Below are 13,120 nucleotides of genomic sequence, written 5' to 3' on the forward strand. Positions count from 1 at the left end.
GATCAAGTCCGGGGTGACGCAAGGCGGGCCGGGAGTCTTTGGGCGCCATGCCTGATTGCAGTTTGGGGCATGCGTTGGGTCGCCCTGTGGGCTTGAGACAAGATCATGACACGCAATTCGTCAGCCCGGACTTGATCCGGGCTGGGGTTCACATTGGGCGACGTTATCCTGCAGAAGCGAGGGAAATTTCAGCGATCTGCAGCAGAAACCAGTCATTGACCAGTAGCCAACCGCTCGACAAACGGCCCGGGTGCATTCCCGGCAAGCTTCCGCCACAATTTGCAGCCGTTGCCTGGATGCCCGACGTGTCCCCGACAATGATCAAGGCAGGCGCCGACGCCTGGCTCTATGACGCTGATGTGTTCTCTGACCCACCCAATGCGAATTGGTTGGAGGCAGCGCCGCGCGTCGAATCCGAGCGCGCCGGGCGAGGCCAGATCCATCTGCTCGAAACGCCGGTCGGAATCGGTGTGCACCGCGCGTATCGTCGAGGCGGTCGGATCATGGTGATGTTGGGCGACCGCTACCTGTTTACCGGCTTGGAACAAACCCGCCCCATACGCGAGTTCCGGCTGCTTGCGACCCTTTCCACCCATGGCCTGCCCGTACCCAAGCCGCTGCTCGCGCGGGTGCGCCGGAATGGCCTGGTTTATCGCGGCGACTTGTTGACGGGCGCCATACCCGATACAGAAACCCTGACCGACCGGCTGCGTCGCGATGCGAGCTCGGTGCCGTGGTCTGCGGTCATGGCGGCCATTGCCGCAGTTCATCACGCCAATGTCTGGCACGCCGATCTGAACGCGCACAACATTCTGATCGACAAACAGGACAAAGCCTGGGTCATCGATTTTGACCGGGCCACAGTTCGCGCGCCCAAACTGATCTGGCGCGAAGAAAACTTACAGCGGCTCTGGCAGTCATTGCACAAAATTCAGGGCAAGCGTTGGATGCAGCAGTTTGAACCGGCCTGGCAGCAGATATTGGACGACTACGCACACGCCTTTGCGGCCTTGAAGCGAGCACGCTGGTCATGAGCACAACATGGCACTTGCATTGGCTCGGCACGGGTTCGGCCCAGGCCGAAGATCTGAACTCGGCTTCAGGCGTGCTGGAGCGGGACGGTCAACCCGTCATGATGATCGACTGCGGCGAATCCGCACTCCGCGCGTTCCAAGCCCGCTATGGCCAGGTACCGATGGCGTTGTTTATCACGCACGCGCATCTCGATCATGTCGGCGGCATGGAGCGGCTCTATTACCAACTGATTTTTGACGCCGAGCGAAGCGGTCGTTGCCGCCTCTATGTACCGGCAAACTTGCTGCCCGTACTGCAGGCGCGCGTCGCCGACTACCCAAGCCCTCTGGCCGAAGGCGGCGCAAATTTCTGGGACGCGTTCCAGGTCATTCCCGTCAGTCGCGGGTTTTGGCATCAGGCGCTCTGGTTCGACGTGTTCGCAGTGTCACACCACATTCCGCAAACGGCATTTGGCCTGGCACTGAGTGGCTCGTTTTTGTGGACTGGTGATACCCGACCGATTCCGGCTGAGTTGCAACGCTATGCCAAGGCGCCAACGGTGATCGCGCATGACTGCGCGGTCGAAGGCAATCCGTCCCATACCGGAATTGAGGATTTGCTTGCCACCTATGACGCGGAATACCTGGCGCGAATCTGGATCTATCACTATCGGCGCGACGCTGAGCGGCAAGTCTATTTGAGCCGCGGCCTGCAGGTAGCGAAGCAAGGCCAAACGCTAGCACTGCCGGCGCCCGAGCCTGCTTGGACATCGGCCACTCGGGCGTGGAGCCCAGCGCCATGACGCTGCGCGCGACTGACACGCTGGATCAACGTGGCCGCCCGTTACACGACTTGCGGATCTCGGTGATTGACCGCTGCAATTATCGCTGCCCGTACTGCATGCCGGTCGAACGATTCGGCGGCCCATCGGTGTTCCTGAAACGCCGCGACTGGCTGCAACGCGAGGACTTGCTGAAGATTGTGCAGAGCTTTCTGACGCTGGGCGTGCGCAAGTTGCGTCTGACCGGCGGCGAGCCGTTGCTGCGTCCGGACTTGCCCGAGTTGATTGCCGAGTTGGTTGCCCTGCCGGGCGTGGAAGACCTCGCGTTGACCACCAATGGCGAGTTGCTCGCCGACAAGGCCGACGCGCTGGCAAGAGCCGGACTAAAGCGCATCACGGTCAGCCTGGACGCGCTGGATCCGGACATCTTCAAGACGCTGAGCGGCGGCTACGGCTCGCTCGAACGCGTTTTGGCTGGCATTGATGCGGCCGTGGCGGCTGGGCTGGCCCCAATCAAGATCAATTGCACGGTATTGCGCGGCAAAAACGAGTCGGAAGTGCTGCCGCTACTCGAACAGTTTCGGACCCGTAATATCACTGTGCGCTTCATCGAGTACATGGATGTGGGTACCTGCAACCGCTGGCAACGCGACGATGTCGTCGATTCGCTGGTGCTGCGCGATCGGATTCATGCGTGGCAGCCCATTGAACCGGTGCAGGCTGCCTATCGTGGCGAAGTGGCCAGTCGCTATCGTTTTGTCGATGGCCAGGGCGAGGTCGGGTTTATCAGCTCGATCAGCCAGCCGTTCTGCGGCGATTGCACCCGGGCGCGCCTGTCTGCAGACGGGCAACTCTACACCTGCCTGTTCGGCCACCAGGGCATCGACTTGAAACCCTGGCTGGATTCGCCCGAATCGCTGCAAGAGCGCATTGCCGCACTCTGGTCGCGCCGTGCCGACCGCTACAGTGAGCAGCGCGCCGAGCGCGAGCGTGAGGCGGCCGGGCGCGTCGAGATGTTTCGGATTGGAGGATGACGTGGCCGAACACAAGCCTGCCGAACTCAGCCATGTCGGCGCCGACAACAAGCCTGGGATGGTCGATGTCGGCAACAAGACGGTCACGCGTCGCCACGCTGTGGCCGAATCATTCGTACACTTCCCACCCGCCGCCGCGGCTGCACTGCATGCCGAGGGCTTGCGAAGCCGCAAGGGGCCCGTGCTCGATACGGCGCTGATTGCCGGCACGCAGGCGGTCAAGCGCTGTGCCGACTTGATTCCGTTTTGCCATCCGTTGCCGATTGAGCGCATCCGCTTCGAGTTTCAATTCCTCACGCCCGAACAACTGCACATCACGTGCGAAGTCGCCGCCGAGGCCCGCACAGGCGTCGAGATGGAAGCACTCACCGGCGCCAGCGTGGCGGCGTTGACGGTCTACGACATGTGCAAGGCATTGGATCTTGGGCTCAGCATCGGCCCCACCCGCGTCGTCGAAAAGTCTGGCGGCAAGCGGGATTTCAAGTCAGATCAGGCTGCCTCAGCGTCATGATTCACGTTCACCTCCGCTACTTTGCGAGCTTTGCCGAAGCGACCGGCCGCGACGCTGAGACATTGATGATCGACCACCAGGACGGGGCCGCGCTGTTCGCAACGCTCAGCGCGCGATTTCAGTTCCGCATGCCCATGGCGCGAGTCCGCCTCGCAGTAAATGATCACTTCGTCGATTGGACTCATCGGCTGCAGGATGGCGATCACGTGGTGTTTATTCCACCGGTTTCCGGAGGCTGAGCATGTTCCGAGTCACCGATCAGCCCATTCAACCCGACGCCCTACGCGCCTTGTGTCGCCACGATGCGGCCGGCGGCTTTTGCAGTTTCGAGGGCTGGGTGCGGAACCACCATGCCGGCAAGTCCGTGCTGGCACTCGACTACCAGGCGTATCGAGAGCTTGCCGAGGCGGAAGGTCAGCGCATCGTCGCCGAGGCCATGGCGCAGTTCCCGGTTCAAGCCATTGCTGCGGAGCATCGAATTGGCAGTCTGCAGATCGGTGACTTGGCCGTCTATGTCGGCGTGTCCGCCGCGCACCGCGATGCCGCGTTTGCGGCCTGCCGTTATCTGATCGATGAAATCAAAAAGCGCGTGCCCATCTGGAAACGCGAACACGATGCCTCAGGCAGCAGTGAGTGGCTGCATCCGTAGCTTGCCTTAACACTACGCGTCACTCATTGCGCCTTACAAATCGGCCCACTCAGCGCTGGCATGACCAAGAAAAAACGGTGGCGTCCGTGAAGATCGCCACCGTTTGGTGAGAAGGCCACATCCTTGTGGCAAATCAATCCATCGTCCACTCGTTCAATCAGCGAGTTCCTTGTAGCGTCGGAAGTAGAAGGCTACTGCCAGCATCGCCAAACCCGCCAGGATGCCGAGCCAGAGGTGCGGGCTACTGAACACGTCACCCATCGCTTGCCAGCCAATGATGTCAGACGGCATGTTCTGGTCATTGATTTCGAACCCAAACGTGCCGCCCCTCGCGTTGAAGGACCAGGGCAGAATGCCAAACACGCCACGACCGAAGATATTGATGTAGTACCACGTTTGCGGAATCTGCAGCGCGCTCAACACTTCGATCAGGCTCAGGGTCAGGCCAATACCGATCGGCGTAAACACGGCCCACAGGAACGGAAAGCCGCGCGCCCAGGACGACACCATCATCAACCAGCCCAGCGCCGGCAGTGTCCACAGGAAGTTCACCGGAATGCCCACCAACAGGCGCAGCCACAAGCCAAACAGATCGGTTTGGGTCCACATGACGGACCACGGATTCACATTGAGCGAGGCCATCAACGCACTCATGATCCCGAGGACCGCGATGTGCGTGACGATCAACACTCCGAGCGTGATCAACGGCGCCACCAGCGTTGCCGACACAATCTTCGACAGGATGGTATTCAAGTCAGAAACCGGCATCGACTTCCAGAACAGAATCGAACGGTCTTTGCGATCGTCAAACAACGAACCAAGCAGATAAAAGAACACCACGATTGCAAGCGGAATCTGCGCCATCAAGGACAGACCTGCCAGGGTCTCGTTGGTCCCCTTGACGAGCATGGCGATTTGATCCGGGCCAAGGCTGACCGCGGCCTTGCCAATCGGAATCGTCAACCCATCAAACTTGATGAAACTGCCGGCTTTGAGGCGTGCCACGGTCAGCGTCAGCCCAACCACCAGAATAAACAGGGTCGAGAGGACAATCGGCGTCCACAGAAAACCGCCTCGGTTTTCCCAGAATTCACGCTTCAGCAAAATCTTGAATGTGCTCATTTGTAGGCTCCCTTCATGGTGGCCACGAACACATCGGCAATGCCTGGTGTCCGCACCTCACCCAACTGCTCCGCATCCTTTCGACTGATCCCATCAAACAAGAAGATCGACTTGCCAAATACTTGGCGCTCATCCAGTGGGTTGAACGCCAGCGCCTGATCCCGGCGATCGGACTTGACCATGACCTCGGTGAACCGGCTTGCCACTTCGTCCATCGACGCCTTCAAGCTGATCTCACCGCCGCGAATGAACAAGACATCGGTGAGAATGTGTTCGATCTCCTCAACCTGATGGGTCGTGATGATGATCGTCTTGCCTTCATCGAAGTAACCATTCAACAGCGTCTGATAAAACTCGCGGCGATACATGATGTCGAGACCCAATGTCGGCTCATCGAGCACCAGGAGCTTTGCATCGATCGCCATGACCAGCGCCAGGTGGACTTGCACGATCATGCCCTTCGACAGGTGCTTGACCTTGCTCGTCGGGTTGACCTTGGTCTTGGCCAGCATGGCCTCGCACTTCGCGCGGTCAAAGCGCGGATGTACGCCCTGCACATAGTCGATCAGTTGATCGACTCGCGCCCAGCGCGGCAGCACCGCCACGTCGGCGACGAAGCAGGCATCCTGCATCAACGCATGGCGCTCGGTGTGTGGATTGAAACCCAGAACCTTCAGTTCGCCCTGAAAGTCGGTGAGGCCGAGAATAGCCTTGATGGCGGTGGTCTTGCCGGCGCCATTGGGACCAATCAGGCCGATGATCTTGCCGGCCTCGATCTCCAGATCGATCCCTTTCAAGGCCTCAAAGCGGCCGTAGTTCTTGCGCAGTCCTCGCGCACTGATCACAGCGGTCATGTCCTAACCCCTAGTTGTTGGCAGCATTCAACAGTTCGTCCAGGCTAAGGCCCAGACGTCGCAGCCGGTCGCGCAGCGCCGGCCATTCTTCTTTCAGAAAGCGCTCGCGCTCATTGCCGAGCAGGGCGGCACGGGCGCCACCCATGACATACATGCCAAGGCCGCGACGCTTTTCCACCAGACTCTCATCGACCAGTTCCTGATAAGCCTTGGACACGGTGATCGGATTCAGTTGGAAGTCCGCCGATACTTGACGGACAGAGGGCAAGGCATCGCCCTCCTTGAGCGCCTCATCGAGGATCATGGCCTTGATGTGGTCGCGGAGTTGCCGATAGATCGGCGTAGATTCATTCCAGTTCATGCTCATGGGGTCAATCCTTTGCCCTCGTGTGTCGACGTCCAAAGTCGTAATACGGTGTATGGCTCACCCGCTTGCGACCGGTCCGGACCTTGCCGCCTTGATCCGACTGGGTCGCCGTGGCGGCGACCTGCGGCCGGAGGTTTTCCAGCTGGACCTTTTGAGTCGGCAATACGGCCGGCAGGGTAGACTGCGCGACCAGAAAGAGCAGAGACGCAAGGAGATCAGTCAGGCTCGAGTTCATGGGTGTTGCTCAGGTGGTGTTGTAGCCAACTATAACACTAGAATTCGAAGCGTCAAGCGAAATATCACGACCAGTCCACAGGTCATGCCCTTTAATCCGAGCCACTGGCCGCTACCGACCCCCACTACCATGCGCATCCCATTGTTTTTTTTGTCATTGGCTCTTACTGGCAACGCGTTTGCCTGCTCCGAACTGCTGAACGAATCCTTTCGACCGCTGGCCGAGGAAAAGTCTCAGCGACTGTGTGACCGGTTTGACGGAGAGGTGCTGCTGATCGTCAATACCGCCAGCAAGTGCGGGTTCACGCCACAGTACGAAGGTCTCGAAGCCCTGCATGCGAAGTATCACGATCGGGGGTTCAGCGTGGTCGGCTTTCCGTCCAATGAGTTCATGGGACAAGAGCCGGGCACCGAGAAAGAGATCAAGGAATTCTGCACGCTGACCTACGGCGTCAAGTTTCCGATGTTTGAAAAGACCCAGGTGCGCGGTGACGACGCCAACCCGCTCTATCGCCGGCTGAAGGCCGCAACGGGCGACGAGCCAGGCTGGAACTTCCACAAGTATCTGGTCGACCGGAATGGCAAGGTGATCGGGAGTTTCGGCTCTCGTACGAAGCCGGACGATGCGGAACTGATCAAGAAGATTGAGTCGCTGTTGAGCGAGCCGAAGCCGGTCGCCAAGGCGCATTGATTCCCGAACGTGTCGCGCGGTTTTGGGTGCATCGACCGCTTTGTGAACCGCGCACTGGGAATGATCACGATCCTGGCCGCTAGCAACCCCCTCCCCTGAGATCGCGGGGGCGGGCGCCACTCTCCCTCTCCCACGCGAGTGGGAGAGGGCCGGGGAGAGGGCTACTTGAGACGCAGCCACGCATTCAAACACCCGAGATAGCCAGCACGGCGCGCCCCCTGATTCGCCAGCACGGCTTACCAATTCTGCGTCCGGGACCACCTACTCGCGGAGCTCAATCGGCCCAATCGCATCTAGCACGCGCGGCGATGCATCCGTCGCATTCTGACTTCGAAAACTGAGTCCACGACCTTCTGCGCTGATGCCGCGGTAGCCACCATCGTAGTCCCATGTGTTCACGTACAGGCGCATGCCTTCCAGCGACGCTATATCACCAAACGCTGCCGCTGGAATAGTGATCGAGACCGACTTGCCCGCAGCATCCACCGCGATGCGGGCCCCCTGATCCAATCCTTGGCCCTCCCGCTCAGCACTCGCACCGGCGCTACTGAACAAGCTGTTCGACCAACCGTGCGCCCGCCAACGCCGATGCCAGCGCATGTCATCCGGCAAGTCAGCAAACTGCAGCGGCATGGCGCGCACGCCGCCGGGTGCGCCCGGAATTTCGAAGAACGCCGTGAAAGCGACATGATCAAAGCCGTTCGCCGGTTGCCACTGCTGAACGATGTCCGCCATCTGCAAATGGATGCGAAGCGCCCGCCCGCTGCGCGATACCTGCATGTGGCGAATGTCGCCTGGACGCGTTCGATAGCCGCGATCGGCCGGATACTCATAGTCACCACTTGGGCCCGTATCATCGCCGGCAGGGTCATCGACCGCGGCAATGTCCTGCCACGGTCGATGCGTCTTGATCGCCTGAATCGCGCTGCTGCATCCGTCCGTCGACCGATACGCCCACAATGCATGCGGCTGCGTTGGATCGATCCAGGAGTCGGTGGCCACCTGCGCCTGGAACGCGCCGTTTGCATCCGTCGTTACCGCTTGCGCCTGATCCAACGCGCCATCCAAAACCAGCAACAAGTCTTGCTTGGAATCGGCGTGCCCGGCCACGCGCAGATCGCCAGCGGCGTCGGCCTGCACGGTGTCGAGCGCGATCGGACCACACGGCACCACTTTCGCCCGTACATCCGATTGCACGACCATGACCATGCCACTACGCGCCGGCAACTCGACACTCAAACGACCATCGGCCTGCAACACCGTACTGTGGGTTTGCCCATCCAGACTGAACACCGACACCCAACGACTGCCAGCGGGCAACTTGGTGTCAGCAACCAGCAATCGCGGCGCGTCCGCACTATTCAGCAACACCAGATTCTCATTTTCACCAGCAGACATCAACCACGCCATGGCGCCCGCACTGGCCGACCGATGCAGGACCGTCGGCTGCCCCCGGCGCAACGCAACGTGATCACGCCGAAGGTCGGCGAGTTTGCGAATCAGCTGGTAGGTCGTCACGTCGCGATTGAAGTGATTCTGCCCGCCGGACTCAACACCACTCGCGAACATCGAACCTCGTTGCAGACGAAACTGCTGCTCAGTGCCGTAGTAGATCGTCGGAATGCCCGGCAGTGCAAAGATGCTCATCAGCGCCTGATGCAAACCGGCCACGCTGCCACCCGCCAGGAATCGATCAACATCGTGATTGTCGACAAACGTCGGCATGAGGTGCGGGTTCTCGTGCACTTCCATCATGCTCTCGATGCGATGCGCCAACACATCCGTGCCCTGGCCACGCGCGAACACATCGAGCAAACTGCCATAAAGCGGAAAATTGATCATGCCTGGCATGCGTCGCTCGCCTTTTGTGCCGCGCATATACGCATCGATCCGGCGCGCGGCAGCGTCAGTGAACGGTGCATCAATCCCGAAGCCTTCGCCAAACACATGGAATTCAGGCTTGCCCAAAGATTTCGCCAAACGCATGATTCCGGGCGCCTTGCGGTCGCGCGCAAACAGAAAATCCTCGAAATACTCGGGCGGCACATAGAACGCCGTATCAACGCGGAATGCATCGACACCCACTTCGCGCATCCAATAGCCATAACTATCGCGAAGCGCACGCCGCACGGTCCTGTTCTCGGTGTTCAGATCATCCAGATCTGCTAGCTGCCAATCCCACTCTTGTTGTTGGTCCTGGTGCGAGCGAATCGGTGGCGTGAAATGGTAGATCGCTGCTGCCCTCTGCTTCGGGTCGTTCACATCATTCTGATCAAACGGCGCCTGACTCGGTGCCGACCGCCCTTCGCCATCACGATAACGTCTGAAACCCTGCTCTCTGTGCTGCGCGTCGTAGGCCATCGGGTCCGCATACCCAAAATAGTTGCCCACATGATTGACCACCACATCCTGAACCAGCTGCATGCCACGCTGATCGAGCTGTTGTCCCAGTGCGCGATAGGCTTGCAGATCGCCAAAGTGCGCGTCCACGTGCTTGAAGTCCTGCGCCCAATAACCGTGGTAACCGCCGAATTGCACGTTGCTGTCCCACCATTGATTGGCAACCGGCGGCGTGATCCATAGCGCCGTCGCGCCAAGCCCCTCAATGTAGTCAAGCTGCTGCGCAATGCCTGCGAGGTCGCCACCGCTGAACTTGCGCCCGTCCTTGGAATCGTATTCGCCCGTACCTTGATCGTTGTTGTCGGGATCACCATCGGCAAAGCGATCGATCATCACGAAGTAGATCACTTGATCGCGCCAATCGATCCGATCTGCAGAATGCTGCTTTTGCTGCGCTGCATTAGAAGCGGGCGCGAGTGGCGTCAGCGACAATGCGGCGGTCAGCAGGCCGATACGTGCATACGAATTCATCAGGGCGGAACTCCTTTGTGGACCTGAAGCCTGTCGAGTTGTGGCTCCAATTTCGACGCTTGCACACCATGAATACGTTTGCAAATCAACACCGGGAATCCAAGCGATGGCTACCATTTTTAGCGCGACGGGAACGAGCCTGGTCCCGTCGATGGTTCAAGGGGAACACGCAATCCGCTTGAGCAAGATGTCAACGACTAGGCCTGCCCCGGAGGGAATAGCACTGTGTTTACTGCCAAGCGCAATTTGTTGAGCGTGGCCCTGGTATCGGCGATCGCCATGATGGCGACCGATGCCCGTGCCCAAGCCGATGATCAATCGGCCGAAAAGACTGAAGAACAAGCCAAAGCCGAGGCCGCAGCCAAAGCCAAGGCCGAGAAGGACAAAGAACTTTCCACCGTCGAAGTGGTTGGTATCCGCAGCGGTATTGAACGCGCGATCGACCTCAAATACGACGAAACCTCGATTGTCGAAGCCGTGTCGGCCGAAGACATCGGCAAACTGCCGGATGCCAGTATTGCCGAGTCGATCGCCCGCCTGCCCGGCCTCGCCGCGCAGCGCGTGCAAGGTCGTGCGTCGACGATCGCCATTCGCGGCCTCGCCGGCGACTTCGCCACGACGCTCCTCAATGGTCGCGAGCAAGCCAGCATTGGCGACAACCGCGGCGTGGAATTCGACCAGTATCCGTCTGAGCTCCTGAGCTCCGCACTGGTCTACAAGACGCCAGATGCGGGTCTGGTAGGCCAAGGTCTGTCTGGCACGGTCGACCTCCGCACCGTCCGCCCGCTGACCTATTCGGAGCGCACCTTCGCGGTGAACGCGCGGCTGGAAAAGAACTCGCTCGGCGAGTTGAACCCAGGTGTGGACGACTTCGGCAATCGTTTCAGCGCGTCCTACATCGACCAGTTCGCCGACGACACAGTCGGTCTGGCGATCGGTTACGCCCGTCTCGACAACCCCGGCCAAGCTCAGCGTTGGAACGCTTGGGGCTACCCATCCGGCACCATCAATGGCCAGGCCGATGTCCGCGTGATTGGCGGCTCGGAATCTTGGTCAACGTCGACGGACAACGTTCGCGATGGTCTGATGGCCGTGCTGGAGTACCAGCCGAACGACCTGTATTCGACCGTGCTCGATGTTTACTACTCGCAGTTCGACAAAGCCGAAACCACCCGTGCGCTGCAGGTTGGCTTGGGTTGGTCTGGCGCGACGCTGCGCCCGGGCACGGCAGTCGTGCAGGATGGCGTGTTGATTGGTGCGACGCTCGATGGCGTCCGGCCAGTCCTTCGCAACGATCTGAATGAGCGGGAAGACAGTTTGTTCGCTGTAGGCTGGAACAACAAGTTCAATTTCGCCGACAACTGGACCGCAGAAGCCGACTTCAGCCTTTCTAGTGCCGATCGTGACGAGACGATCCTGGAAACCTACTCCGGCACAACGGGCGCGACCGATACCGTCGTCTACACGCTGGACCCGGAGACGGGCCTGCCGACCCTGGATTTTGGCTTCGACTACACCGATCCCAACATCATCCAGCTGACCGACCCAGGTGGCTGGGGCCAGGACGGCTATATCAAGTTCCCAGAAGTGAAGGATGACCTGAAGTCGGTGAAGCTCGCCGCAAATCGCAGCTTTGATGCTGGTTTTGTCTCGGGTCTCGAGTTCGGCGTGAACTTTGCTGACCGCGAGAAGAGCCGCAACGTGCCGGAAGCCTTCCTGGATCTGTTGTCGCGTCCAAGCAGCGCCAGCGGCGTGCTGACCTCGCCCGCCGACCTCAGCTTTACCGGGATTCCGGGCGTGATTGGCTACGATGTGCGCGATGCCTTCAACTCGCTATATCGGCTCCGTGGCAACATCAACGGCGACATCGCCAACAAGAACTGGACCGTCAACGAGAACGTCGACACGCTGTTCGTGCAGATGAACATGGAAACCGAAATCGGTGAGTCCGTGTTCATGAAGGGCAACATCGGCTTCCAACACATTCGCACCGATCAAGACTCGGTTGGCTTCCAAGTCGTCAACGATGCGGCCGGCGTTGCGACCGAGATCTCTGGCGGCACCAGCTACAACGACACGCTGCCGAGCTTGAACCTGAACTTCACGTTCCCGCACGAGCAGGTTCTGCGCCTCGGCGCGGCGAAACAGATGGCGAGAGCGCGGCTTGATCAACTGCGCGCAAACAGTCGGTTTGCAGTCGATCAGACTTCGCGATTGTGGAGCGGCAGCGGCGGCAACCCCGAACTCGAACCCTGGCGTGCCACGGCACTCGATATCTCGTATGAAAAGTACTTTGGCACCAGCGGCTACGTGAGCCTCGCTGCATTCCACAAGGATTTGGAGACGTACATCTACGAGATTCCGATCACCTACGATTTCAGCGGACTTGACGATGGTGGCCGCAATCCGATTTCCGATATCGGCCAGTTCACTCGCCCAGCCAACGGCGAAGGCGGCACGATCAAGGGCACCGAAATTGCCGTCTCGATCCCACTCGACCTGTTCACCCAGAAGCTCGAAGGCTTCGGCATTGTCGCCAACTACTCGGATACGTCGAGTTCGATCGAACCGAACGGCCCAGGCAGCACGCAGCCGCTCCCGGGTCTGTCCAAGTACGTGTCGAACCTGACTGCCTACTTCGAACGCTATGGCTTCTCGACCCGTGTCAGCCAACGCCACCGCTCGCAGTTCCTGGGTGAAATCCAGGGCTTTGGTGCCGACCGCTCGCTGGTGCTGATCCGCGGCGAAACCCTGCTCGACTTCCAGGCCGGCTACACCTTCCAGTCCGGCATGTTCAAAGACGCCTCGGTGCTGCTGCAGGTCTACAACGTGACCGACGAGCCGTACCGCGAAGTGTTCGAAGGCGCGCTGACGCCGAAGACCTACAACGAGTACGGCCGCACCTACCTGCTGGGCGTGACGTACAAGTTCTGACCAGATCGATCCCCAACCACAATTGCGTGGACTTTGACCCGCTCCCAACGGAGCGGGT

Annotated in this window: 13 protein-coding genes; 8 read left to right on the forward strand and 5 right to left on the reverse strand. The window is 59.8% G+C overall.

Annotated features, from left to right (window positions below; all coding sequences use genetic code 11):
- The first annotated feature begins 305 nt into the window (after positions 1–305).
- Genes C7S18_RS14065 through C7S18_RS14090 form a run of 6 tightly spaced genes read left to right on the forward strand, consistent with a single transcriptional unit; the run spans position 306 to position 3,989 of the window.
- A complete protein-coding gene (locus C7S18_RS14065; protein ID WP_170113269.1) occupies positions 306–1,034 on the forward strand; it encodes a 3-deoxy-D-manno-octulosonic acid kinase in 729 nt (242 codons plus the stop codon).
- Complete coding sequence (locus tag C7S18_RS14070) at positions 1,031–1,816, forward strand: MBL fold metallo-hydrolase (RefSeq protein WP_106892168.1); 786 nt, start codon at positions 1,031–1,033, stop codon at positions 1,814–1,816. Before C7S18_RS14065 ends, C7S18_RS14070 begins: the two co-directional genes overlap by 4 nt.
- Positions 1,813–2,829, forward strand: coding sequence for a GTP 3',8-cyclase MoaA (gene moaA, locus C7S18_RS14075; protein ID WP_106892169.1), 1,017 nt, complete (start codon positions 1,813–1,815; stop codon positions 2,827–2,829). The genes C7S18_RS14070 and moaA overlap by 4 nt, the downstream gene beginning before the upstream one ends.
- A gap of 58 nt (positions 2,830–2,887) precedes the next feature.
- On the forward strand, positions 2,888–3,340 hold the full coding sequence (gene moaC / locus C7S18_RS14080) for a cyclic pyranopterin monophosphate synthase MoaC (protein ID WP_106894035.1): 453 nt from the start codon (positions 2,888–2,890) through the stop codon (positions 3,338–3,340).
- Positions 3,337–3,579 (forward strand): MoaD/ThiS family protein, encoded by a 243-nt coding sequence (locus tag C7S18_RS14085; protein ID WP_106892170.1) that lies wholly within the window; start codon positions 3,337–3,339, stop codon positions 3,577–3,579. The genes moaC and C7S18_RS14085 overlap by 4 nt, the downstream gene beginning before the upstream one ends.
- A 2-nt stretch (positions 3,580–3,581) precedes the next feature.
- Positions 3,582–3,989, forward strand: coding sequence for a molybdenum cofactor biosynthesis protein MoaE (locus C7S18_RS14090; protein WP_106892171.1), 408 nt, complete (start codon positions 3,582–3,584; stop codon positions 3,987–3,989).
- 153 nt (positions 3,990–4,142) lie between these two features.
- On the opposite strand, the gene C7S18_RS14095 is transcribed toward C7S18_RS14090, so the two are convergent.
- Genes C7S18_RS14095 through C7S18_RS24725 form a run of 4 tightly spaced genes read right to left on the reverse strand, consistent with a single transcriptional unit; the run spans position 4,143 to position 6,567 of the window.
- The gene (locus tag C7S18_RS14095; RefSeq protein WP_106892172.1) at positions 4,143–5,111 is read right to left on the reverse strand and encodes a hypothetical protein; all 969 of its coding nucleotides are present in this window, start codon (positions 5,109–5,111) and stop codon (positions 4,143–4,145) included.
- Positions 5,108–5,965: an ABC transporter ATP-binding protein gene (locus tag C7S18_RS14100; protein WP_106892173.1), complete on the reverse strand. Its 858-nt coding sequence runs from the start codon at positions 5,963–5,965 to the stop codon at positions 5,108–5,110. The genes C7S18_RS14095 and C7S18_RS14100 overlap by 4 nt, the downstream gene beginning before the upstream one ends.
- A 10-nt stretch (positions 5,966–5,975) precedes the next feature.
- Complete coding sequence (locus C7S18_RS14105) at positions 5,976–6,332, reverse strand: GntR family transcriptional regulator (RefSeq protein WP_106892174.1); 357 nt, start codon at positions 6,330–6,332, stop codon at positions 5,976–5,978.
- Positions 6,333–6,336: 4 nt separating this feature from the next.
- On the reverse strand, positions 6,337–6,567 hold the full coding sequence (locus C7S18_RS24725) for a hypothetical protein (RefSeq protein WP_106892175.1): 231 nt from the start codon (positions 6,565–6,567) through the stop codon (positions 6,337–6,339).
- Positions 6,568–6,696: 129 nt separating this feature from the next.
- On the opposite strand from C7S18_RS24725, the gene C7S18_RS14115 reads away from it, so the two are divergent.
- Positions 6,697–7,257: a glutathione peroxidase gene (locus tag C7S18_RS14115; RefSeq protein ID WP_240623900.1), complete on the forward strand. Its 561-nt coding sequence runs from the start codon at positions 6,697–6,699 to the stop codon at positions 7,255–7,257.
- A gap of 261 nt (positions 7,258–7,518) precedes the next feature.
- Here the strand turns inward: C7S18_RS14115 and C7S18_RS14120 are convergent, their stop codons facing one another.
- Positions 7,519–10,128: an alpha-amylase family glycosyl hydrolase gene (locus tag C7S18_RS14120; protein ID WP_170113270.1), complete on the reverse strand. Its 2,610-nt coding sequence runs from the start codon at positions 10,126–10,128 to the stop codon at positions 7,519–7,521.
- 225 nt (positions 10,129–10,353) lie between these two features.
- Between C7S18_RS14120 and C7S18_RS14125 the strand changes: the two genes are divergently transcribed.
- Positions 10,354–13,062 (forward strand): TonB-dependent receptor, encoded by a 2,709-nt coding sequence (locus C7S18_RS14125; protein WP_106892178.1) that lies wholly within the window; start codon positions 10,354–10,356, stop codon positions 13,060–13,062.
- Positions 13,063–13,120: the final 58 nt, after the last annotated feature.

Source organism: Ahniella affigens, assembly GCF_003015185.1.
GTDB classification, from domain to species: Bacteria; Pseudomonadota; Gammaproteobacteria; order Xanthomonadales; family Ahniellaceae; genus Ahniella; species Ahniella affigens.

What these genes read in the sequence shown, in the direction of transcription:
- C7S18_RS14070 (WP_106892168.1), top strand. Translation starts at nt 1,031, where the DNA reads ATGAGCACAACATGGCACTTGCATTGGCTCGGCACGGGTTCGGCCCAG.
- moaA (WP_106892169.1), top strand. Translation starts at nt 1,813, where the DNA reads ATGACGCTGCGCGCGACTGACACGCTGGATCAACGTGGCCGCCCGTTA.
- moaC (WP_106894035.1), top strand. Translation starts at nt 2,888, where the DNA reads ATGGTCGATGTCGGCAACAAGACGGTCACGCGTCGCCACGCTGTGGCC.
- C7S18_RS14085 (WP_106892170.1), top strand. Translation starts at nt 3,337, where the DNA reads ATGATTCACGTTCACCTCCGCTACTTTGCGAGCTTTGCCGAAGCGACC.
- C7S18_RS14090 (WP_106892171.1), top strand. Translation starts at nt 3,582, where the DNA reads ATGTTCCGAGTCACCGATCAGCCCATTCAACCCGACGCCCTACGCGCC.
- C7S18_RS14095 (WP_106892172.1), bottom strand. Translation starts at nt 5,111, where the DNA reads ATGAGCACATTCAAGATTTTGCTGAAGCGTGAATTCTGGGAAAACCGA.
- C7S18_RS14100 (WP_106892173.1), bottom strand. Translation starts at nt 5,965, where the DNA reads ATGACCGCTGTGATCAGTGCGCGAGGACTGCGCAAGAACTACGGCCGC.
- C7S18_RS14105 (WP_106892174.1), bottom strand. Translation starts at nt 6,332, where the DNA reads ATGAGCATGAACTGGAATGAATCTACGCCGATCTATCGGCAACTCCGC.
- C7S18_RS24725 (WP_106892175.1), bottom strand. Translation starts at nt 6,567, where the DNA reads ATGAACTCGAGCCTGACTGATCTCCTTGCGTCTCTGCTCTTTCTGGTC.
- C7S18_RS14115 (WP_240623900.1), top strand. Translation starts at nt 6,697, where the DNA reads ATGCGCATCCCATTGTTTTTTTTGTCATTGGCTCTTACTGGCAACGCG.
- C7S18_RS14120 (WP_170113270.1), bottom strand. Translation starts at nt 10,128, where the DNA reads ATGAATTCGTATGCACGTATCGGCCTGCTGACCGCCGCATTGTCGCTG.